We start from the raw sequence: 21,057 nt of genomic DNA, 5'->3' as shown, positions 1-21,057 counted from the left end.
CGATGGAATACGCGCTGTGGCAGTTGCCGGTATTCGCCGGGCTGATCCTTGGCAACCTGATCATCAACCGCATCGCCAGCACCGCACCGCCCAGCCCCAGCAGGGCAATGGTGATCATCCCCAGCATGGCCGACACCAGCCCCTTGCTCTGCTCACTGGCGAACAGGGTCATGCGGTACAGCACCGCATTGGCCACGCCCAGGCCCAGGGCGTACAGCGACATCCCCGCCACCACGCTGGTCACCGTCGGCCAGTACCAGGTCGCCAGCACCATCAGGCACAAGCCCGCCAGGTAGGGCCACAGGGCCCCACGCACCAGGCTGGGCAGCGGGTAGCGGTCGGCGATGCGGTTGATGATCAGGTTGCCAAGGATCAGCCCGGCGAATACCGGCAACTGCCACAGCGCGTATTCCATCGTGCTCAGCCCCTCGTCGTGGATCAGCAGCACCGGCGACAGGCCGATCCAGCCGATCAGCGGCAGGCCCACCAGGCCCAGGGCCGCGCTGCCGGCAACGAAGCGGCGGTTGGCCAGCAATTGGCCATAACCGAACAGCAAGGGCAGCAGCTGGATCGGCGTGAACGCCAGGCGCGAGCCGTCGCGGCGCTCCACGCCCAGGGTTTCCGGCATCAGCCGGTACAGCAGCAGCCAGGTCAGCACCGCGCCGGCGGCGAAAGCCAGGAACAGCCAGCGCCAGTCGAGCCACTGCAGCAGCAAGGTGCCTACCAGTGGGCCGAGCAGCGGTGACAGCAGGGCGATATTGGCCAGCAACGCCATCATGCGGACCGCATCGGCCTCGCTGAACGCCTCGTTCAGCGCCGGGTAGCTGACAGTGACCACGAAGCCCAGGCCAACGCCCTGCAGCAGGCGCAGCAGGTTGAACAAGCTGATGTCATGGACCCAGTAGGTGGCCAGGCACGCCAGGCCGAAGAAGGCGCAGCCGGCCAGCAACAGCGGACGTCGCCCATAGCGGTCGGCCAGTGGGCCGATCAGCCATTGCAGGAGCACGCCACCGAGCAGGTACAGGTTCAGGGCGTGGGGAATGAATTCGGGGCTGGCGGCCAGATCGTCGACCACCACCGGCATGGCAGGCATGACCGCGTCGCTGGCAAGGTAGGTCAGCAATTCGAACAGGGCCAGGGTGAGGCCGAACAGCAGGGCCCGCAGGGGCGAGATATACAGCAGTGGTTTCATGATGGACGTCAGGTTGGAACGGCGGGGAACAGCCTGTATGCCAGAAATGGCCGTACGGGGCTGTGAACAAGTGTAATGAGATGAATGGGATCGGGGCCGCTACGCGCCCCTTGGCAGGCAAGCCCGCTCCTACATGGCCGTGCACATCACATCGTGTGATCGACTCGGCTCTGTAGAAGCGGGCTTGCCTGCCAAGGGGCGCGTAGCGGCCCCGGCTGTTCAGCGGACCCTCGAAGGCCCTTACGACACGGCAGCCTCCTGCACCACGCGGATCACCCGCTGCGGGAACGGGATGTCGATTCCCACAGTCTTGAGCCGGTCGCGGGCCTGCTCGTTGAGCATGAACATCACGCTCCAGTAGTCCGGGGTCTTGACCCAGATACGCAGCGAAACGGTGATCGAGCTGTCGCCCAGCTCGGACACCACCGCCGCCGGCGCCGGATCAGGCAGCACCCGCGGGTCCTTGGCCAGCTCCAGCAACACCTCGCGGGCCTTCTGCAGGTCGGCATCGTAATCGACGCCGACATTGAATATCACCTGGCGGGTGGGCTGGCGGTTGTAGTTGGTGATGATGCCGTTGGACAAACTGCCGTTGGGCACGATGACCGTCTTGTTGTCACCGGTGCGCAGCACGGTGTGGAAGATCTGGATGCTGTCGACGGTACCGCTGACGCCCTGGGCCTCGATCCAGTCACCCAGGCGGAACGGACGGAACAGCAGGATCAGCACGCCGCCGGCGAAGTTCGCCAGGCTGCCCTGCAAGGCCAGGCCGATGGCCAGGCCCGCCGCACCGATGGCGGCGACGAACGAGGTGGTCTCGATGCCGATCATCGAGGCCACGCTGACGAACAGCAGCACCTTGAGCACGATGTTGGCCAGGGAACTGATGAAGCTCTGCAAGGCCGCATCGCCATGGCGCATGCCGACCAGCGCGCCCAGGCGGGCACTGACCTTGTTGACGATCCACCAGCCGACGGCGAGCGTCAGCAGCGCCAGCAGCACGCGGCTGCCGTACTCCATGATCAAGGGAACCCAGGTCTGCGATTGACGGACCAGCTGATCGACTTCAGCGTTCAAATCCATATTCATCTCCTGATGCCGAACGGCAAGTACACGATAAGCAGGCCGCGAGGATTTCAGCGGCCATGGAAGCGATGGACATCACGGCGCCATCAGGGTTCCTGGCCGCCTGCCGGTCAGTCGCGGAAGTTGTTGAACTGCAGCGGCATGTCGAACTCCTTGGTGCGCAGCAGCGCGATGGCTTCCTGCAGGTCGTCGCGTTTCTTGCCGGTGACGCGCACCTGCTCGCCCTGGATGGCCGCCTGGACCTTGAGCTTGGCGTCCTTGATGGTGGCGACGATCTTCTTGGCCAGGTCCTTGTCGATACCTTCGCGGAACTTGGCCTCTTGCTTCATTTCCTTGCCCGAGGCATAGGCGTCCTTGACCTCCAGGCACTTGACGTCGATCTTGCGCTTGACCAGGGCCAGGCGCAGGATCTCGATCATCGCCTCGAGCTGGAAGTCCGCCTCGGCGGTCAGCAGCACGGTCTGCTCCTTGTCCTTGAACTCGAAGCTGCCCTTGCCCTTGAGGTCGTAGCGACGGTCCAGTTCCTTCACCGCGTTTTCCACAGCGTTGGTGACTTCGTGCTTGTCCAGTTCCGATACCACGTCGAACGAAGGCATGGTTGTTCTCCAAAAATAAAAGCGCGCTCGGTAGGGGCGCGCGCCGGGTCAGACGGTTAAAATGCGGGCACATTATAACGGGTTGCGAAACACAGATGAGCAGCACCTGGCATATTCTCGGCGCCGGTAGCCTCGGCAGCCTCTGGGCCTGCCGGCTGGCCCGCGCCGGCAAGGCGGTCCGCCTGATCCTGCGCGACGAGCGTCGCCTGGCGGCGTACCAGGCGGCCGGTGGCCTCACCCTGGTCGAGCACGACCAGGCCAGTCACTATGCGATCCCCGCCGAGACCGACGCGGCCACCGGCGGGCCGATCCATCGCCTGCTGGTGGCGTGCAAGGCCTACGACGCCGCACCGGCAGTGGCGCGCCTGGCGCCGCGCCTGGCCGAGGGCGCCGAACTGGTGCTGCTACAGAACGGCCTGGGCAGCCAGGACGAAGTCGCCGAGCAGGTGCCGCACGCCCGTTGCATCTTCGCCTCCAGCACCGAGGGCGCCTTCCGCGAGGCGGACTGGCGGGTGCGCTTCGCCGGCCACGGCTTCAACTGGCTGGGCGACCCGCTCAACCCCGGCGTACCGGAGTGGTTCGACGACCTGCAGGATGCGGGCATTGCGGCCCAGTGGACGGTCGACATCCTCCCGCGCCTGTGGCGCAAGCTGGCCCTCAACTGTGCGATCAATCCCCTCACCGTGCTCCACGACTGCCACAACGGCGGCCTGCTGGAACACCTCGGCGAGGTCGACACACTGTGCACGGAACTGAAGGCACTGCTGCGCCGCTGCGGCCAGCCCCAGGCCGCCGAAGACCTGGACGAGGAAGTGCAGCGGGTGATCCTGGCCACCGCAGCCAACTACTCTTCCATGTACCAGGACGTGCGCCATGGCCGCCGCACCGAGGTGCACTACCTGCTCGGCCACGCTTGCCGGGCGGCAACCCGCCACGGCCTGGCCGTACCGCACCTGGAACACCTGCACCGGAGTCTGGTCGATAGACTGCAGGCCCGCGGCCTGCCCAGCGACTGACGCCGCCTCTTCAACGAGTGGACATTGCCTCGCCCATGACCCTGCGCCAACGCCTGGAAAACCTCCCAGTCGGACAGAAACTGCTGGCAGCCCTGCTGGTGCTGCTGGTCACTATCCTGCTGGTGGCCAACCTGGCGTTCATCAGCGCCGCCTACTGGATCACCCAGGAAAGCATGGCGCCCCAGGCCCTGCAGACCATCGGCCGCCTGGTGTCCAACCCGCAGCTCTCGGCGCGCGCCGGCGACTCGCCAGAGGCCGCCACGGCGCTGCTCAAGGAGCTCGACAGCTACTCTCCCCTGCGCGCCGCCGCGCTCTATGCCAGCGACGGGCGCATGCTCGCGCAGTTGCAGCACGGCGAGCCCCTGGCCCTGCCCAAGCGCTATCGCAACATCGACGGCTGGCGCCTGATGGAGTTTCGCAATACCCAACTGATTCGCCTGCCCCGTGCCGGCAGCCCGCCGGCGCACCTGCTGCTGGTGGCCAGCAGCGAACTGCCGACGGCCTTCTACACCGGCACCCTGACCGCCAGCCTGGCGATCCTGGTGTTCAGCGTGCTGCTGTGGCTGCTCATCGCCCGGCAGATCAAGCGCCTGATCACCCAGCCGATCAATCAGTTGGAGGAGCTGAGCCGCCAGGTCACCCGCGAAGAGAGCTACGCCCTGCGCGCCCAGCGTGGCAATGACGACGAGATCGGTAGCCTGGCCGAGGCCTTCAACACCATGCTTTCGCGCATCGAGGCCCGCGAGCAACAGCTCAAGAATGCCCGTGACGAGTTCCAGATGGCCTACGACCAAGCCCAGGGCCTGGCCGAGGAAACCCGCCACACCAACCGCAAGCTGGAACTGGAAGTCCAGGTGCGCAGCAAGATCGAGAAGAAACTCACAGGCTTCCAGAACTACCTCAACAGCATCATCGACTCGATGCCCTCGGCCTTGATCGCCCTGGACGAACAGCTCTACGTGACCCAGTGGAACCACGAGGCCACGGTGCTTTCCGGCACTCCGCTGGACGAAGCGTTGAACCAGCCAATCTTCATCGCCTTCGAGCCGCTCAAGCCGTTCCTGCCACAGCTCAAGGAAAGCGTGGAGAAGCATCGGGTGGCGAAGATCGAGCGGGTCACCTGGCCCAAGGGCGACGATGTACGCCACTATGCCCTGACCTTCTACCCCCTGATGGGTGGTGGCGGGCGCGGCGTGGTGATCCGCATCGACGACATCACCCAGCGCCTGTCGCTGGAAGAAATGATGGTGCAGTCGGAGAAGATGCTGTCGGTCGGCGGGCTGGCCGCCGGCATGGCCCACGAGATCAACAACCCGCTGGGCGCCATCCTGCACAATGTGCAGAACATCCGCCGGCGCCTGTCACCGGATCTGGCACGCAACCAAGCGCAGGCCGAGGAGCTCGGCGTCGACCTGGACGGCGTCAACCGCTACCTGGAAAGCCGCGAGGTGCCGCAACTGCTCGACGGCATCCAGCAGGCCGGCGCACGGGCGGCGAAGATCGTCACCCACATGCTCAGCTTCAGCCGCCGCAGCAACCGCCAGTTGGTGCCCTGCGACCTGCCGGCGCTGATCGACCAGGCGGTGGAGATCGCCGGCAACGACTTCGACCTGACCATCGGCTTCGACTTCAAGGGCCAGCACATCGTCCGCCAGTTCGACCCCAACCTGGGGCCGGTGCCCTGCACGGCCAACGAACTGGAACAGGTGCTGCTGAACCTGCTGAAGAACGCCGCCCAGGCCATTCACCTGCGCCCGCAGCCCTGCGAGCCGGGACGGATCATCCTGCGCACCCGGCTCAACCCGCCCTGGGCGGAAATCCAGGTCGAGGACAACGGCATCGGCATGCCCGAGGGCGTGCGCAAGCGGACCTTCGAGCCGTTCTTCACCACCAAGGAGATCGGCCAGGGCACCGGGCTTGGCCTGTCGGTCTCGTACTTCATCATCACCAACAACCACAAGGGGCAGATGGAGGTGCACTCCGCACCTGGCCAGGGGACCTGTTTCACCCTGCGCCTGCCCCTGAGCCAGCCCGCGCCGGCGGCGCCGGCCAAGACGGAGGCATGACATGGGCTACCGCCTGTCGAAAATCTACACACGCACCGGCGACAAGGGCGAGACCGGCCTGGGCGACGGCCGCCGGGTCCCCAAGGACCATCCACGGATCGAGGCGATCGGCGAGGTCGACAGCCTCAACAGCCAGCTCGGCCTGCTGCTGGCAGGCCTGGCCGAACACGGGCTGGAGGAGCTGACCGAGGTCCTGGCGCCCTGCCAGCACCGGCTGTTCGACCTCGGCGGAGAACTGGCGATGCCGAGCTACCAGGCCCTGGACCAGGCCGAGGTGGAACGACTGGAGGCGGCCATCGACCGCTGGAACGAGGAGCTGGGGCCGTTGAAGAACTTCATCCTGCCCAGCGGCTCGGCACTGGTGGCCCAGACCCATGTCTGCCGCAGCCAGGCACGCAGCGCGGAGCGGCGCTGCCAGCAGCTCAATGCCATCGAGCCGCTGGAAGGGGTTGGCCTGGCCTACATCAACCGGTTGTCGGACTTGCTCTTCGTGGCCGCACGGATCATCGGGCGGCGGCAGGGGGTGGCCGAGGTGTTGTGGCAGGCACGTGAAAAACCGGCGATTCGTTGAAATTAGAGAAACTTCCTACGCAACGTTAGGAAGCTCAGGGGAAGATTCACCATAAGCCCATCATTAAGCTTCTTGTCCCGCGCACAAGACTTCAACTTCGAATGAAGGAGACAGCGGGACAAGGAGTCTTCCATGCCTCAGTACGGCCTGCTGTTCATTTCGCTGTCAGTAACCTGCCCTCGCCTCTTCGCTTGTCAGCGCACAATCTGGAGAGAGCCACATGCCAACTGATTCCTCGACTGTCAGCACTCTCTCTGGTCCTGCCTGCAGTGCCCGTATTCCCATACTGCCAATCCGCTACGCCGTCGTTCCGAAAGCGCGTGACGCCGCCCATTTACGCTACGCCGACTCAGGCTTTCGGCTCGAGCATGATTTCGCCCCACTGCAGCACTGTGCCTATACCCTCCGATCGCTGCGTGCCGGCTACATCTACGTTTTCATGAAAGGTCCTCTTGGCGAAAAACTCGTCATTCATGAATACGACGGTGCAGGTCTTTATCGTGAGCTCACATACAAGGGCCTTGAGGACTATCAGCGTCGTGATCGATATACCACCGGCAAATCCATAGGCTGGGTCTGGGCGGACACCTGCAAAGACACCGCCCGGGAAGTATGGATCGGTTACAGCTCGCACTTGTGGAGCAATGCGATGTCCGCGCAGGTCATGACGTCTGTCGCTTCACGCAAACGCCATATGCGTGCTCTGAATATATCGGAGCTGATTTCAGGAGAGCGTACCGCTTCCAGCCAGGCACACGTTCTGCCCATCAGGGCTCTGCAGGACTGGGTCGAGGATTTCAAGCCCAATGCACTGCGCATGGACTTGCGGTGGAGCAGCCATCCATGTCCGGAAACACTGCATGTTGCTAACTTGGCGGGTATCGTACGCCACTATCCCTACGCTCAACCCAGGGTACCCGCCGTCGTCGCGCTCAATGATGCAGAGGGCATTTCCCTGGACCTCGGACTGTCGGCCAATGCCTATCGACATGCACTGAGTGACGTATCGGCGAGGGAGCATCCCGCACGTTCCATCCATGCGCAGACTCGGGAATCGATTCCTGCCTGCTACCAACTGGATGTGGGACGAATCTGCCAACAGAGCCAGGAATTCCACCACAAGAGCCTGGTATCCATGTTGCTGGAAAGAACACTGGAGACGCTCTATCCCCCAAGTGCGCCAGACCTGATTCAGGCAACGAGAGTACAAGCCGAGCAGCATGAACGAGCCACTGGTTCGCCTCAGCCACCAGGCTTGACGCGCTACAACGTGCTGACCAACGAGCGCCATTCACCACTTGGCGCCCGTTTGGCGCAGCGCATCGACAGGGCCCGCTATGAGGCATTCATAAACGAGCGCGAAATTCAGGAATCCAAATTGCGCGATCTGCAGAGGCAGGCTCTGATCGCCAGTGCAGACCATGATACCTGGCTGGCCACTGCGGAAAACGCTCATATCGATGACCCTAAAAGCCTGGCAGCGGCCATCGCCAGTTACGACCGCGACAATGCCCTCAGCGCTCGCGGACTGGAAGTCACCCTTGCCCTGATGCTGAACAGCATGAGCCAGCCATCACCGGGTACGGAGGAGCAGGATCTACGGTTCAAGCGCCTGGAAAAATGGCTGGACCAGCACGACAGTCCTTTGTACCTGGCATTGGCCCCCTTCAATCCGCTCAACGATAAACCCGATGCAGCCGGTACGCTGATCGGCGCGAGCGACAGCACCATCGAAGTAGTGGCGGGTCGTTTTCCAGCCGTCGCCGATGTAACCGATCTTACGGCACAGGCTGTCAATACGGTTGTTTTAAAACGGTTGAAGGGCAAGACCCGGTGGAATGCAAGTAGCTCTTTCAGCCAACGCATAATCGCCGCCGCGCAAGAGGCCAACGCCGAAAAGGCACTGGGGCTTTTGAAAGCTCGCTACAGGATCACGGACCAGACTCTTCGTCAAAGCAGCCTCAGTCAGGCAGTAACGCAATACCTGGAGTCTGGTATGGCGCAGGTCGAGGAAATGAAACAGCTGCGCATCAGCGGTAGCCGAACGGTTACCCTGGAAATGACCACGACCCAGTACGTCAAACCCAAGATAGCGGCAATACTCCGATCTCTGGCGGGTGCGGGGCTGAATGCGGGCGTGCTTTGGTTCAACCTTATCAACCTGAAAGTGGCTTATGCGAATGTGCAGAAAAGCTCGGCACCGGAATATACGACTGGGTTTGCGTCTGCCATTTTAGGCGTAATTGGTGCAGCAGGTGCAACACTGGTCACCGCCCGTTCTGCGCAACTGGCCGTGATGGTGAAACTCAGCAACATGACACCGGGCACGGCATTTGGCAATGGACTTGTGAGAGTAGTGAGCAGCAATCTCTTCGCCCGAGCGGCGGGGTATCCAGCGATTCTATCTGGGCTGTGGTCTGATCTGTTAAAGGCACAAAGACAGTCGGATAATGGCGATGATATTGCCCGCCGCCTTACCAACTCAGCAGCCTTTTCAGTCGCTATTGGCTCAGTCATTTTATTGGAAGGCAGCCTTGCTATCGCCGGGCCGACTGTCGTCATTTCCTTTTCTGGATGGATTGCTTTCTCCATTGCCTTGCTGGGCGCATCAATCTTGACAATTGGACTTACGCTACATGAAAAAGCCGCTGAACGCTTGCACACCCCAATGGAACTATGGGCAGCACGCAGTATATTTGGAACACGTCTGAATGATGGAGAGGTGCGTTCAGGCTTGCCTTTGGACGGATCAAAAAAACTACCTGGCTTCACAACATTAGCCGAAGAGATAGATAGTTGGTATATGACCTACTACACTCCTCTACGGATCTCCGATTACGACGCGAAGCAATTGGGCATCGACAGGGTAGCGAGCAAAATTCACAGCACTACAAGCTGGCCCCACCCGGACTGGGGCACAATCATTCAAACCGGCCCTTCCCAAACACCCAGCGTTGGAGAGATCACTGTGTTTCTTCGTGGATTCATACTTGGACAAAGTAGATGGTCAGCGCGTTTAAGCCATCGCAACAGGTTATCCGACACCATTGAGACGCTATCTGTCGAGCCTACCTGCTACCTTACTTCAGGAGGATTGGTTCTCCACTTTAAAACAGATCTCCCCCGTGGATCGGCTATTTTTCTGGATGTCAATTATTTCCCAAACCAAGGCGTTAGCGAGAGCAGCATAGCCACAGCTCAGTTATCTGTGAGACCGCATGAATGAACATTACATGGATGTTCTCCCGTCAACAAAACTCGCCTGTCAACCCTGCAATAAGTGATCAATTAGTGAGCATGGACAGCCGGTTTCTTTGCCTGAGAAACCCATGGACGCCTGACTCCGTGTTCATGGGAAAAATGTACACCTCGACAACGGTGCTAACGATTATATTACAAGCCTTCCTGTGGGCAGACTCTCATATTTGGACCCGAGCGCACTTCAACATACTCGACGCAGCCTTAATAATCATAACCCCACTTTTTGCAACCCCTTTCTTGGTGTACCGAATATTTTTGATAAATAGGCTTTCCCACCTCTATTTCGACCGCCACACAAAAACCATCATTTACAAACGAAACAAGACGTTGCTGACCTTTGACTGGAACAAATGCGTCGGTGGATTCCTGCAGAAAACAGAATTTGCAGGTAGCTCATTCAGTATCAATTATGCCTTAGCGATCGCGGAGCGCCCCGAGCACGGCGCTATCAATCCCAATAACGCATTGTGGTTCCCGAGCAATCACCCCAGTGAGTGCAACCCACTCTATGCCCACGAAGTCTGGGCATACATCTGTCAGTTCATGGCTCATGGCCCCGACAAACTCCCCCCACCGAATGAGCCAGACTGGTGGCGCATACCGCTGAATACGATCTGCCTGACGCCCAAACAAGCCTGGCGCCACTATGCTCCTTGGCGAACAGGGGAGCCCGGTGAAATGCAAGGTAAGAAAAACTGGCTACTGCCCTTGTGGCTGGTGCTGTGGCCGTACAACCTGCTTAGCGCCCTGTGCTGGTACGTCGTATGCCGGCTATTCAAGGTCCAGAGCCCCGCCGCCCCAATATAGGAAGGCTCGCCCCCAACACCGGCCAACAGCCTGACACCCACATGCACGATGTCAGGCTGATTACCTTCAGGAGCGCTCAGGCCAGAACGCGCGAATGCCAGCAACACCTTGCGCACCAACCTCCCAGGCCCGCGCCCGCTCATCCGGCCCAACCCCACCCAGTAAAAATACCGGCTGGTTGAAGCCTGCGATCAAGCGCTGCGCCTCATCCCAGCCCAGGGGAGTTGCCTCGGGGTGGGTCTGGGTCGCTTGCACGGGCGATAAGGTGACGAAGTCCACCCCCATCTGCTCGGCCAGGGCCAGTTCCTCGGCACTGTGGCAGGACGCCGCCAACCAGCGCGCCTGGGGGAAGGGCCGGCCATTGGCCGCGTACTTGCGCAACTGGGCAGACGTCAGGTGCCAGCCGGCCGATGGAAAGTCGCCCAGCCACTCCAACGGCCCCTTGAGCATCAGTTGGGCCTTGCCTGCGCACAAGCCGACCGCATCCACCGCCACGTCGCGGTACTTGGGGTCGTACATGTCCGGCGCCCGCAACTGTATCAGCCGGATACCGCTGGCGACGGCCTTCTGGATACCGCGCAGCAGCTGCGGCACCTCCAGGCCATCCGGGGTGATCAGGTACTGGTCGGGCAGGCGTGCAGCAGCGACGATTGGCCTGTTGGCCTCGGGGAAGTCATACTGCCCAAGATCCCGTGGCGCCACCCAGGCCAGGGGCTGCCCCTCGACGCCATGGGGCTCGCCGACGAAGGTGTCGACCTCACGCACATCCAGCAGGACCTGCTTGTCCGCATAGTCATGGCTGACCTTGATCAGCGGCCGCGAGCAGCTCACCTCGATGCCCAGTTCCTCGCGCAACTCACGGGCCAGCGCAGCTTCGACGCCCTCGCCCTCCTCCACCTTGCCGCCCGGGAACTCCCACAGGCCGCCCTGGTGCTGGGTATCGGCTCGGCGGGCAATGAGGATGCGCCCGTCGGTGCCACGAATCACCGCTGCAACGACATGGATCCGCTTCACCCTTCACGCTCCGCCAGGCCAGCCTTCTGCCAGGCCTGGAAAGCCGGCCACTGGTAGAGGGTCTCGATATAGGTAGCCGCTTCTGCCGGCACTTCAACACGGTAGGTGCGCAAGCGCACGGCCACCGGTGCGAAGAATGCATCGGCCAAGGTCGGCTTGCCGAACAGGAACGGGCCGCTGTCCTTGGCTGCCAGGCGGCATTCGGACCACAGCGCGACGATGCGGTCGATGTCTACCTGCACCTCCAGCGGAACGCTTTCCAGCGCCTGGTCGCGGGACAGGTCGAACGGCATGGCGCCACGCAAGGCGACGAAGCCGCTGTGCATCTGTGCACAGGCCGAACGGGCTTGGGCCCGGGCGGCGATGTCGGCCGGCCATAGCTGGGCCTCGGGATGGCGCTCGGCCAGGTACTCGGCGATGGCCAGGGAGTCGGCGATGATGCCGTGCTCGGTCTTGAGTAGTGGCACCTTGCCCGTGGCCGAGAAGGCCAGGATGCGCTTGCGGGTGTCGGGCTGGTTGAGTTTGATCAGCGTTTCTTCATAGGGCACGCCAGCCAGCTCGAGGGCCAGGGCGCCGCGCAGCGACCAGGAAGAATACAGCTTGTCGCCGATGATCAGGTGATAGCTCATGGTTCGGCTCCATTGGGTTTGAACGTCCGGGCCGCGTCGCAGCCCATCGCAGCACAAGGCCACTCCTCCAGGCACTGGGTCACACCTGTGGGAGTGGCCTCGGTCGCGAAGGGGCCGCGCTGCGGCCCCCTTTTGCGTATCAGTCGATCAGGTCCGGTATTCGGCGTTGATCTTCACGTACTCGTGGGACAGGTCGGTGGTCCAGATGGTTTCGCTGCATTGGCCACGGCCCAGCTCGATACGAATGGTGATTTCTTCCTGGGCCATCACCTTGGCGCCCTGCTCTTCGGTATAGCCCGGGCTGCGGCCGCCCTTGCTGGCGATGCACACGTCATCGAGGTACACGTCGATCAGGCTGACGTCCAGCGCCGGCACGCCGGCACGGCCGACCGCCGCGAGGATACGGCCCCAGTTGGGATCGGAGGCGAACAGCGCGGTCTTGATCAGCGGCGAGTGGGCCACGGCATAGCCGACATCCAGGCACTCCTGGTGGGTACCGCCGCCGTTGACCTGCACGGTGACGAACTTGGTCGCGCCTTCGCCGTCTCGGACGATCGCCTGCGCCACCTCCATGCAGACTTCGAATACCGCCTTTTTCAAGGCTTCGAACAGTGCACCGCTGGCTTCGGTGACCTCTGGGAGGTCGGCCTTGCCGGTGGCGATCAGCATGCAGCAGTCGTTGGTCGAGGTGTCGCCATCGATGGTGATGCGATTGAAGGACTTGTTGGCGCCGTCGAGCAGCAGGTCCTTGAGCACCACCGGGGCGACCTTGGCGTCGGTGGCGATGTAGCCGAGCATGGTGGCCATGTTCGGGCGGATCATCCCGGCGCCCTTGCTGATGCCGGTGACGGTGACGGTGACGCCGTCGTGCTGGAACTGACGACTGGCACCCTTGGGCAGGGTGTCGGTGGTCATGATGCCGGTGGCGGCTTCAGCCCAGTTGTTCTCCGACAGGTCGTCCAGGGCGGCCTGCAGCGCGCCCTCGATCTTCTCGACCGGCAGCGGCTCGCCGATCACGCCGGTGGAGAATGGCAGCACCGAACTGGCATCGACACCGGCCAGTTCGGCCAGCTTGGCGCAGGTACGCTCGGCGGCGGCCAGGCCAGGGGCGCCAGTGCCGGCGTTGGCGTTGCCGGTGTTGGTCAGCAGGTAGCGCACGGTGCCCTGGACCCGTTGCTTGGACAGGATCACCGGTGCGGCGCAGAAGGCGTTGAGGGTGAAGACCCCGGCGACGCTGGAGCCTTCGGCACAGCGCATCACTACCACGTCCTTGCGCCCTGGGCGCTTGATGCCCGCCGAAGCGATGCCGAGTTCGAAACCGGGAACCGGGTGCAGGGTGGGCAAAGGACCAAGACCAACAGCCATGTAAGCGCTCCTAGGGAAAACAGTGGGGGTATACGACGTGGACGATCTTAATGTCGGCCAGCCATGTGAGGGAAGAGCGGAGCTGCTTTGCAGCCCTTCTCGACACAAGGCCGCTCCCACAGGCACAGCGCTCGGCTGAAAAGCAGCGCTGATGGTGTGGGAGCGGCCTTGTGTCGCGAAAGGGCCGCAAAGCGGCCCCCAGGAATCATCGTGCAGGCACCCTCGGCCCGATCATTCGATCTGCCCGTGGCAATGCTTGAACTTCTTGCCCGAACCGCACCAGCACGGCTCATTGCGGCCCAGCTTCTGTTCATTGCGCACCGGCGCTGCCGCCACGGCCACCTCGGCGCCTTCTTCCTGCAGTCGCGCCTCGCCTTCCAGGCCTGGGGCGGCGGCGTGCTGGAACTGCATGCGCCGGGCCAGCTCTTCGGCCTCGCGGCGCAGGCGGGCTTCTTCCTCGGCCGGGTCCTCGCGACGGACCTGGACGTGGGACAGGACGCGGATGGTGTCGCGCTTGATCGACTCCAGCAGTTCCTGGAACAGGGTGAAGGACTCGCGCTTGTACTCCTGCTTCGGGTTCTTCTGCGCATAGCCGCGCAGGTGGATACCGTGGCGCAGGTGGTCCATGGTCGACAGGTGGTCTTTCCACAGGTCGTCCAGTACACGCAGCAGGATCTGCTTCTCGAAGGTACGCAGGGCTTCTTCGCCCGCCTGGTCTTCCTTCTCGGTGTAGGCGGCGGTGATCTCGTTGAGCAGTTTCTCGCGCAGGGTTTCCTCGTAGAGGTGATCGTCCTCGTCGAGCCACTGCTGGATCGGCAGCTTCATGGCGAAGTCGCTGGCCAGTGCAGCTTCCAGGCCTGCCACGTCCCACTGCTCGGGCAGCGACTGCGGCGGGATGTGCTGGCTGATGGTGGCGTCGAGCACTTCCTTGCGGAACTCGCCGATGGTCTCGCCGATGTTCTCTGCGGCCAGCAGGCTGTTGCGCATGTGGTAGATCACCTTGCGCTGCTCGTTGGCCACGTCGTCGTATTCCAGCAACTGCTTGCGGATGTCGAAGTTGCGCCCCTCGACCTTGCGCTGGGCCTTTTCGATGGCGTTGGTGACCATGCGATGCTCGATGGCCTCGCCGGACTGCATGCCGAGGGCCTTCATGAAGTTCTTCACCCGGTCGGAGGCGAAGATGCGCATCAGGCTGTCTTCCAGGGACAGGTAGAAACGGCTGGAGCCCGGGTCGCCCTGGCGGCCGGAACGGCCACGCAGCTGGTTGTCGATACGCCGGGATTCATGGCGCTCGGAGGCGATCACGTGCAGGCCGCCGGCCTCGATCACCTGCTGGTGGCGCTTCTGCCAGTCGGCCTTGATCTGCGCCACCTGCTCGTCGGTCGGGTTCTCCAGGGCGGCCACCTCGGCCTCCCAGTTGCCGCCCAGCAGGATGTCGGTACCACGGCCGGCCATGTTGGTGGCGATGGTCAGCGCACCCGGGGCACCGGCCTGGGCGATGATCTCGGCTTCCTTCTCGTGGTACTTGGCGTTGAGCACCTTGTGGTCGATGCCCTCCTTCTTCAGGAGGTTGGACATGTGCTCGGAGGTCTCGATGGTCGCCGTACCGACCAGGACCGGACGGCCCTGGGCCATGCTTTCCTTGATGTCGGCGATGATGGCCGCGTACTTCTCGTCGGCGGTCAGGTACACCAGGTCGTTGAAGTCCTTGCGCGCCAACGGCTTGTTCGGCGGAATGACCATCACGTTGAGGTTGTAGATCTGGGCGAACTCGAACGCCTCGGTGTCGGCGGTACCGGTCATGCCGGAGAGCTTGGCGTAGAGGCGGAAGTAGTTCTGGAAGGTGGTCGAGGCCAGCGTCTGGCTCTCGGCCTGGATGTTCAGGTTTTCCTTGGCCTCGATGGCCTGGTGCAGGCCTTCGGACAGGCGGCGGCCCGGCATGGTACGGCCGGTGTGCTCGTCGATCAGCAGGATCTGGCCGTCCTGGACGATGTACTCGACGTTGCGGTGGAACAGCTTGTGGGCGCGCAGGCCGGCGTAGACGTGGGTCAGCAGGCTCAGGTTGTGCGCCGAGTAGAGGCTCTCGCCCTCGGCCAGCAGGCCGGACTGGGTCAGCATCTCCTCGATGTACTGGTGGCCGGCCTCGTTCAGTTCGACCTGGCGGCTCTTCTCGTCGATGGTGAAGTGGCCTTCCTGGGTGACCTGGCCCTCGACCTCCTCGATGTGCTGCTTCAGGCGCGGGATCAGGCGGTTGATCTCGATGTACAGCTTGGAGCTGTCCTCGGCCTGGCCGGAGATGATCAGCGGGGTACGGGCTTCGTCGATGAGGATGGAGTCGACTTCGTCGATCACGGCGAAATTCAGCTCGCGCTGGTACTTCTCGTCCAGGCTGAAGGCCATGTTGTCGCGCAGGTAGTCGAAACCGAATTCGTTGTTGGTGCCGTAGGTGATGTCGGCGGCGTAGGCGGCGCGCTTCTCTTCCGGTGGCTGGAAGGGCGAGACCACGCCTACGCTCAGGCCGAGGAATTCGTACAGCGGACGCATCCAGTTGGCGTCACGGCGGGCCAGGTAGTCGTTCACCGTGACCACGTGTACACCTTTGCCGGACAGGGCATTGAGGTACACGGCCAGGGTTGCGACCAAGGTCTTGCCTTCACCGGTGCGCATTTCTGCGATCATGCCCTCGTGCAGGGTCATGCCACCGATCAGCTGCACATCGAAGTGACGCATGCCCATGACGCGCTTGCCGGCTTCGCGGGCCACGGCGAAGGCTTCGGGCAGCAGTTGGTCGAGGGTCTCGCCTTTGGCCAGGCGCTCTTTGAACTCTGCGGTCTTGCCCCGCAGCTGTTCGTCAGAGAGGGCCACCATCTTCTCTTCGAAGGCATTGACGATGTTCACCGTCTTGAGCATGCGTTTGACTTCACGCTCGTTCTTGCTTCCAAAAAGTTTCTTTAACAAAGGCGCAAACATATCGGCAGGATCTTCCACACTTAGGGATGGAGGGCGGCCCCGTGAGTCGCCCGTGCAGCCCTTGGGCCGCATGCGAACGAGCATTCTACCCGGAAACGATGGTGAGGAAAGTGGTGGATTTCCACGATGCTGGCACAGCGCTTTGGCGGGGGCTTTTCTAACATAAGGGCATTTTCGCCGAGTTCAAGGCGCGGCCCGATGAAACGTATCGAGAATGACTTGCATCCTGAATCCGGGGCTGCGCTGCCTGTGCCAGCCCATCGTCGGCACGCCGGCTCCCACAGGGACCTGCAAACCACCTCATCTGCGATCGACGCCCTCCCGCGATGGGCCGACACGGGCAATACCAGATCCGGCTTCTGTTAAGATGCCGATCTTGTAACCTCCTGCGTACCCCCATGGCCTACAAACCTTCACCCGCCCAGCCACCGTCCGCGCTCCTGCGCCAGGCCAGGCCCTTGCGCCTGCTGCTCAACCAGGCCGAACGCCTGGCACACCTGCAGCGCCTGCTGGAAAGCCAGCTGCAACCGGCCGCCCGCGCCCACTGCCATGTGGCGTCCTGGCGCGACGGCACCTTGCTGCTGGTGGTCACCGACGGTCACTGGGCGACCCGCCTGCGCTACCAGCAGAAGCGTCTGCAGCGACAGTTGCAGGCGCTCGAGGCGTTCGCCAACCTGCAGCGCATCAGGTTCCAGGTACAACCTCCTGTCGGAGCCCCCCGGCACTCGGGGCAGGCTGCGGAGCTTTCGGAAAACGCTGCCGAAAGCCTGCGCGAGACCGCCGAAGGGATTACCGACCCCAAACTGCGCGCGGCCCTGGAGCGGTTGGCCAGTCACGCTCGAGATAAGCGGTGATGCCCCCTGAGGCCGTACAGCAGCCCCCAAGAATCAGGCGTAAAAAAGGCCACCCGAAGGTGGCCTCAGAACTAGAGAGTGTTCGAACTTACACGGCCGCGACAGGGCGCATGTAGGAGATCGGTGCCGTGCTGGCATCTTCGAAGGTGACCACTTCCCAGGCGTCTTTCTCGGCGATGAGCTTGCGCAACAGCTGGTTGTTCAGCGCGTGCCCGGACTTGTAGCCCTTGAACTCGCCGATCAGGCTGTTGCCCAGCAGGTAGAGGTCGCCGATGGCGTCGAGGATCTTGTGCTTGACGAATTCGTCTTCGTAACGAAGGCCGTCTTCGTTGAGCACGCCGTCCTCATCGACCACGATGGCGTTTTCCACACTGCCGCCCAGCGCAAGATTGTGCTTGCGCAGGTACTCGATGTCGCGCATGAACCCGAAGGTACGGGCGCGGCTGACTTCCTTCACGAACGAGGTGCTGGAGAAGTCGACGCTGGCGCTCTGGGTCCGGTTGCGCAGGACCGGGTGATCGAAGTCGATCTCGAAGCTCACCTTGAACCCGTCGAAAGGCAGGAAGGTGGCGCGCTTGTCGCCCTCCTCCACCGTCACTTCGCGCAGGATGCGGATGAACTTCTTGGCGGCGTCCTGTTCTTCCAGGCCGGCGGATTGAATCAGGAATACGAAGGGGCCTGCGCTGCCATCCATAATCGGCACTTCCGAGGCGGAGAGCTCGACGTAGGCGTTATCGATGCCCAGGCCCGCCATGGCGGAGAGCAGGTGCTCGACCGTATCGACCTTGACGTCACCGTTGACCAGCGTCGTCGACATGGTTGTCTCGCCGACGTTGGCCGCGCGAGCCGGGATCTCGACGACAGGGTCGAGGTCGGCACGGCGGAAGACGATGCCGGTGTCCACAGGCGCTGGCTTGAGGGTCAGGTAGACCTTCTCCCCGGAGTGCAGGCCGACACCTGTGGCACGGATGGTATTCTTCAGGGTGCGTTGTCTAATCATGGCATTGGCCGCTTCAGCGCAAATTGCGAACAGGTATCAACAAAGGCTGGGAATGATAACAGACCCGGCCTTTGCTGAACACCAATCACCCTTATACCCCTGATAAATTTCATCAATCAGCCTGACGACGCAGGAAGGCCGGGATATCCAGGTAGTCCAGATCGTCCTGTGGGTTGAGTTTAGCTGCCGCGGCGGCACCTGCATGGGCCTGGTTGCGCATCACGGTCGGACGCTCCAGGTCACGGTAGTTCACCGCTGGTTGCTCCGGACGGGCCGGCGCGGGGTTGGACGCCTCGTAGGCAGCGGCTGCGGTCTGCAGGGTGTTGTCCACCACCTTGACCGGTTTTTCGATGCGCGCGCCCAGGCCAGTGGCGACCACGGTCACGTGCAGTTCGTCGCGCATGTCCGGATCGATCACGGTGCCGACCTTGACCATGGCATGGTCGGAAGCGAAGGCCTCGATGATGCTGCCCACGTCGGAGTATTCGCCCAGGGACAGGTCGGGACCTGCGGTGATGTTCACCAGGATGCCGCGGGCGCCCTGCAGGTTGACGTCTTCCAGCAGCGGGTTGCGAATCGCCGCCTCGGTGGCTTCGCGGGCACGGTTCGGGCCGCTGGCGCAGCCGGTACCCATCATCGCCATGCCCATCTCGCCCATCACGGTGCGCACGTCGGCGAAGTCGACGTTGATCATGCCCGGACGCTTGATGATGTCGGAGATGCCACGCACGGCGCCGGCCAGTACGTCGTCGGCCTTGGCGAAGGCGGACAGCAGGCTGGCATCCTTGCCCAGGATGGTCAGCAGCTTCTCGTTGGGGATGGTGATGAGCGAGTCGACGCTCTCGGCCAGCATGCGGATGCCTTCATCGGCGATCTGCATGCGCTTGCGCCCCTCGAACGGGAACGGACGGGTCACCACCGCGACGGTGAGGATACCCATCTCCTTGGCCACTTCGGCGATGATCGGCGCAGCACCGGTACCGGTACCGCCACCCATGCCGGTGGTGATGAACACCATGTTGGTGCCCTGCAGCACCTCGGCGATGCGCTCACGGTCTTCCAGCGCGGCCTGGCGACCGACTTCCGGATTGGCGCCTGCACCCAGGCCCTTGGTCACGCCGGTACCCAGTTGCAGGATGGTGCGTGCGCCAATGTTCTTCAGCGCCTGGGCATCGGTGTTGGCGCAGATGAATTCCACGCCCTCGATGTTGCTCTTGACCATATGGTTGACGGCGTTGCCGCCGCCACCGCCGACACCGATCACTTTGATGACCGGGCTTTGCGGGACGTTGTCTACGAGCTCGAACATTTTCCCTCTCCTTACAGTTCTCTAGTTTTGCGCCTACCACTACTGCTCTGAAACTTAGAAATTGCCCTGGACCCAACGCTTGAATCGCTCAAGCACCGGAGCCTTCGGTTCCTCGCCATAGCTGTTGCTGCTGTTGCCGGTCAGGGGCAGGTCCTCGGTCTGCTTCTGCAGGCCATAGGTAAGCAGGCCCACGCCGGTGGAATAGATCGGGTTGCGCACCACGTCGCTCAGCCCCCGAACGCTGTGCGGTACGCCCAGGCGTACCGGCATGTGGAAGATTTCCTCGGCCAGTTCCACGGCGCCTTCCATCTTCGCGGTGCCGCCGGTGAGGACGATGCCGGCGGGCACCAGGTCCTCGTAGCCGCTGCGACGCAGTTCGGCCTGGATCAGGGTGAAGAGCTCGTCGTAACGGGGCTCCACCACCTCGGCCAGGGCCTGGCGCGACAGCTCGCGCGGCGGGCGATCGCCCACGCTCGGCACCTTGATGGTCTCGCCTGCGCCGGCCAGTTTGGCCAGGGCACAGGCGTAGCGGATCTTGATTTCCTCGGCGTACTGGGTCGGCGTGCGCAGGGCCATGGCGATGTCGTTGGTCACCTGGTCGCCGGCGATCGGGATCACCGCGGTGTGGCGGATCGCGCCTTCGGTGAAGATGGCGATGTCGGTGGTGCCGCCACCGATGTCCACCAGGCACACGCCCAGTTCCTTCTCGTCGTCGGTCAGCACCGAGTAGGCCGAAGCCAGTTGCTCGAGGATGATGTCATCGATTTCCAGGCCGCAACGGCGCACGCACTTCTCGATGTTCTGCGCCGCGTTGACCGCGCAGGTGACCACGTGGACCTTGGCCTCCAGGCGCACGCCGGACATGCCCAGCGGCTCGCGCACGCCTTCCTGGTTGTCGATCACGTAGTCCTGCGGCAGGGTGTGCAGGACCCGCTGGTCGGCCGGGATCGCCACGGCCTGGGCGGCGTCGAGCACGCGCTCGAGGTCGGCGGTGCTGACCTCGCGGTCGCGGATGGCGACGATGCCGTGGGAGTTCAGGCTGCGGATGTGGTTGCCGGCCACGCCGACGAACGCCGAGTGGATGCGGCAGCCAGCCATCAGCTGCGCCTCTTCCACCGCGCGCTGGATCGACTGCACGGTCGACTCGATGTTCACCACCACGCCCTTCTTCAGGCCGCGGGACGGATGGGTGCCGATCCCCACGATCTCCAGGGTGCCGTCATCGGCCACTTCGCCCACCAGCGCCACCACCTTGGAGGTGCCGATGTCCAGCCCGACGATCATTTTGCCGCTATGCGCGTTTGCCATGGTCCTGCCTCTC

General features: G+C 62.8%; 16 protein-coding genes. 6 read left to right on the top strand and 10 right to left on the bottom strand.

Annotation, left to right across the window (positions count from 1 at the left end; all coding sequences use genetic code 11):
* The 3 genes from WCE05_RS20315 to WCE05_RS20305 all read right to left on the bottom strand — a co-directional run.
* On the bottom strand, positions 1-1,192 hold a 1,192-nt coding region (locus WCE05_RS20315; protein WP_368816448.1), incomplete at its 3' end, for an MFS transporter.
* Between the two features lie 240 nt (positions 1,193-1,432).
* On the bottom strand, positions 1,433-2,275 hold the full coding sequence (locus WCE05_RS20310; protein WP_225789378.1) for a mechanosensitive ion channel family protein: 843 nt from the start codon (positions 2,273-2,275) through the stop codon (positions 1,433-1,435).
* 113 nt (positions 2,276-2,388) lie between these two features.
* A complete protein-coding gene (locus WCE05_RS20305; RefSeq protein WP_225789379.1) occupies positions 2,389-2,874 on the bottom strand; it encodes a YajQ family cyclic di-GMP-binding protein in 486 nt (161 codons plus the stop codon).
* A 95-nt stretch (positions 2,875-2,969) separates the two neighbouring features.
* On the opposite strand from WCE05_RS20305, the gene WCE05_RS20300 reads away from it, so the two are divergent.
* The 5 genes from WCE05_RS20300 (at position 2,970) to WCE05_RS20280 (ending at position 10,595) form a co-directional block, all read left to right on the top strand.
* Positions 2,970-3,890, top strand: a complete 921-nt coding sequence (locus tag WCE05_RS20300; protein ID WP_253081759.1) for a putative 2-dehydropantoate 2-reductase — start codon at positions 2,970-2,972, stop codon at positions 3,888-3,890.
* Positions 3,891-3,925: 35 nt separating this feature from the next.
* A complete protein-coding gene (locus WCE05_RS20295) occupies positions 3,926-5,956 on the top strand; it encodes an ATP-binding protein (protein ID WP_225789381.1) in 2,031 nt (676 codons plus the stop codon).
* Between the two features lies 1 nt (position 5,957).
* On the top strand, positions 5,958-6,527 hold the full coding sequence (locus tag WCE05_RS20290; protein ID WP_225789382.1) for a cob(I)yrinic acid a,c-diamide adenosyltransferase: 570 nt from the start codon (positions 5,958-5,960) through the stop codon (positions 6,525-6,527).
* A 220-nt stretch (positions 6,528-6,747) separates the two neighbouring features.
* Complete coding sequence (locus WCE05_RS20285; RefSeq protein WP_368816447.1) at positions 6,748-9,753, top strand: T6SS effector BTH_I2691 family protein; 3,006 nt, start codon at positions 6,748-6,750, stop codon at positions 9,751-9,753.
* Complete coding sequence (locus WCE05_RS20280; RefSeq protein ID WP_225789383.1) at positions 9,750-10,595, top strand: hypothetical protein; 846 nt, start codon at positions 9,750-9,752, stop codon at positions 10,593-10,595. The genes WCE05_RS20285 and WCE05_RS20280 overlap by 4 nt, the downstream gene beginning before the upstream one ends.
* Before the next feature lie 66 nt (positions 10,596-10,661).
* Here the strand turns inward: WCE05_RS20280 and WCE05_RS20275 are convergent, their stop codons facing one another.
* The 4 genes from WCE05_RS20275 to secA all read right to left on the bottom strand — a co-directional run bounded on the left by WCE05_RS20275 (position 10,662) and on the right by secA (position 16,573).
* Complete coding sequence (locus WCE05_RS20275; RefSeq protein ID WP_368816446.1) at positions 10,662-11,609, bottom strand: Nudix family hydrolase; 948 nt, start codon at positions 11,607-11,609, stop codon at positions 10,662-10,664.
* Positions 11,606-12,238 (bottom strand): glutathione S-transferase family protein, encoded by a 633-nt coding sequence (locus tag WCE05_RS20270; RefSeq protein ID WP_368816445.1) that lies wholly within the window; start codon positions 12,236-12,238, stop codon positions 11,606-11,608. The genes WCE05_RS20275 and WCE05_RS20270 overlap by 4 nt, the downstream gene beginning before the upstream one ends.
* A 147-nt stretch (positions 12,239-12,385) precedes the next feature.
* Positions 12,386-13,603, bottom strand: a complete 1,218-nt coding sequence (gene argJ, locus WCE05_RS20265; protein WP_253081756.1) for a bifunctional glutamate N-acetyltransferase/amino-acid acetyltransferase ArgJ — start codon at positions 13,601-13,603, stop codon at positions 12,386-12,388.
* Positions 13,604-13,834: 231 nt separating this feature from the next.
* Positions 13,835-16,573, bottom strand: coding sequence for a preprotein translocase subunit SecA (secA, locus tag WCE05_RS20260; RefSeq protein ID WP_253081263.1), 2,739 nt, complete (start codon positions 16,571-16,573; stop codon positions 13,835-13,837).
* Positions 16,574-16,971: 398 nt separating this feature from the next.
* On the opposite strand from secA, the gene WCE05_RS20255 reads away from it, so the two are divergent.
* The gene (locus tag WCE05_RS20255; protein ID WP_225789388.1) at positions 16,972-17,427 is read left to right on the top strand and encodes a DUF721 domain-containing protein; all 456 of its coding nucleotides are present in this window, start codon (positions 16,972-16,974) and stop codon (positions 17,425-17,427) included.
* 88 nt (positions 17,428-17,515) lie between these two features.
* On the opposite strand, the gene lpxC is transcribed toward WCE05_RS20255, so the two are convergent.
* The 3 genes from lpxC to ftsA form a co-directional block, all read right to left on the bottom strand.
* Entirely contained in the window at positions 17,516-18,427 is a 912-nt protein-coding gene (gene lpxC, locus WCE05_RS20250; protein ID WP_070092350.1) for a UDP-3-O-acyl-N-acetylglucosamine deacetylase, read from the bottom strand.
* A 112-nt stretch (positions 18,428-18,539) separates the two neighbouring features.
* On the bottom strand, positions 18,540-19,736 hold the full coding sequence (gene ftsZ, locus WCE05_RS20245) for a cell division protein FtsZ (protein ID WP_225789389.1): 1,197 nt from the start codon (positions 19,734-19,736) through the stop codon (positions 18,540-18,542).
* 54 nt (positions 19,737-19,790) lie between these two features.
* Positions 19,791-21,044 carry a cell division protein FtsA gene (ftsA, locus tag WCE05_RS20240; protein ID WP_225789390.1) on the bottom strand — a complete coding sequence of 418 codons (1,254 nt, stop codon included), beginning with the start codon at positions 21,042-21,044 and terminating at the stop codon, positions 19,791-19,793.
* Between the last annotated feature and the right edge of the window lie 13 nt (positions 21,045-21,057).

The organism is Pseudomonas sp. I2, from assembly GCF_040984075.1.
Lineage (GTDB): Bacteria > Pseudomonadota > Gammaproteobacteria > Pseudomonadales > Pseudomonadaceae > Aquipseudomonas > Aquipseudomonas guariconensis_B.
The sequence above is the reverse complement of the archived record's forward strand: the minus strand, read 5'-3'. Positions and strand labels throughout refer to the sequence as shown.

What these genes read in the sequence shown, in the direction of transcription:
- WCE05_RS20310 (WP_225789378.1), bottom strand. Translation starts at nt 2,275, where the DNA reads ATGGATTTGAACGCTGAAGTCGATCAGCTGGTCCGTCAATCGCAGACC.
- WCE05_RS20305 (WP_225789379.1), bottom strand. Translation starts at nt 2,874, where the DNA reads ATGCCTTCGTTCGACGTGGTATCGGAACTGGACAAGCACGAAGTCACC.
- WCE05_RS20300 (WP_253081759.1), top strand. Translation starts at nt 2,970, where the DNA reads ATGAGCAGCACCTGGCATATTCTCGGCGCCGGTAGCCTCGGCAGCCTC.
- WCE05_RS20295 (WP_225789381.1), top strand. Translation starts at nt 3,926, where the DNA reads ATGACCCTGCGCCAACGCCTGGAAAACCTCCCAGTCGGACAGAAACTG.
- WCE05_RS20290 (WP_225789382.1), top strand. Translation starts at nt 5,958, where the DNA reads ATGGGCTACCGCCTGTCGAAAATCTACACACGCACCGGCGACAAGGGC.
- WCE05_RS20285 (WP_368816447.1), top strand. Translation starts at nt 6,748, where the DNA reads ATGCCAACTGATTCCTCGACTGTCAGCACTCTCTCTGGTCCTGCCTGC.
- WCE05_RS20280 (WP_225789383.1), top strand. Translation starts at nt 9,750, where the DNA reads ATGAACATTACATGGATGTTCTCCCGTCAACAAAACTCGCCTGTCAAC.
- WCE05_RS20270 (WP_368816445.1), bottom strand. Translation starts at nt 12,238, where the DNA reads ATGAGCTATCACCTGATCATCGGCGACAAGCTGTATTCTTCCTGGTCG.
- argJ (WP_253081756.1), bottom strand. Translation starts at nt 13,603, where the DNA reads ATGGCTGTTGGTCTTGGTCCTTTGCCCACCCTGCACCCGGTTCCCGGT.
- secA (WP_253081263.1), bottom strand. Translation starts at nt 16,573, where the DNA reads ATGTTTGCGCCTTTGTTAAAGAAACTTTTTGGAAGCAAGAACGAGCGT.
- WCE05_RS20255 (WP_225789388.1), top strand. Translation starts at nt 16,972, where the DNA reads ATGGCCTACAAACCTTCACCCGCCCAGCCACCGTCCGCGCTCCTGCGC.
- lpxC (WP_070092350.1), bottom strand. Translation starts at nt 18,427, where the DNA reads ATGATTAGACAACGCACCCTGAAGAATACCATCCGTGCCACAGGTGTC.
- ftsZ (WP_225789389.1), bottom strand. Translation starts at nt 19,736, where the DNA reads ATGTTCGAGCTCGTAGACAACGTCCCGCAAAGCCCGGTCATCAAAGTG.
- ftsA (WP_225789390.1), bottom strand. Translation starts at nt 21,044, where the DNA reads ATGGCAAACGCGCATAGCGGCAAAATGATCGTCGGGCTGGACATCGGC.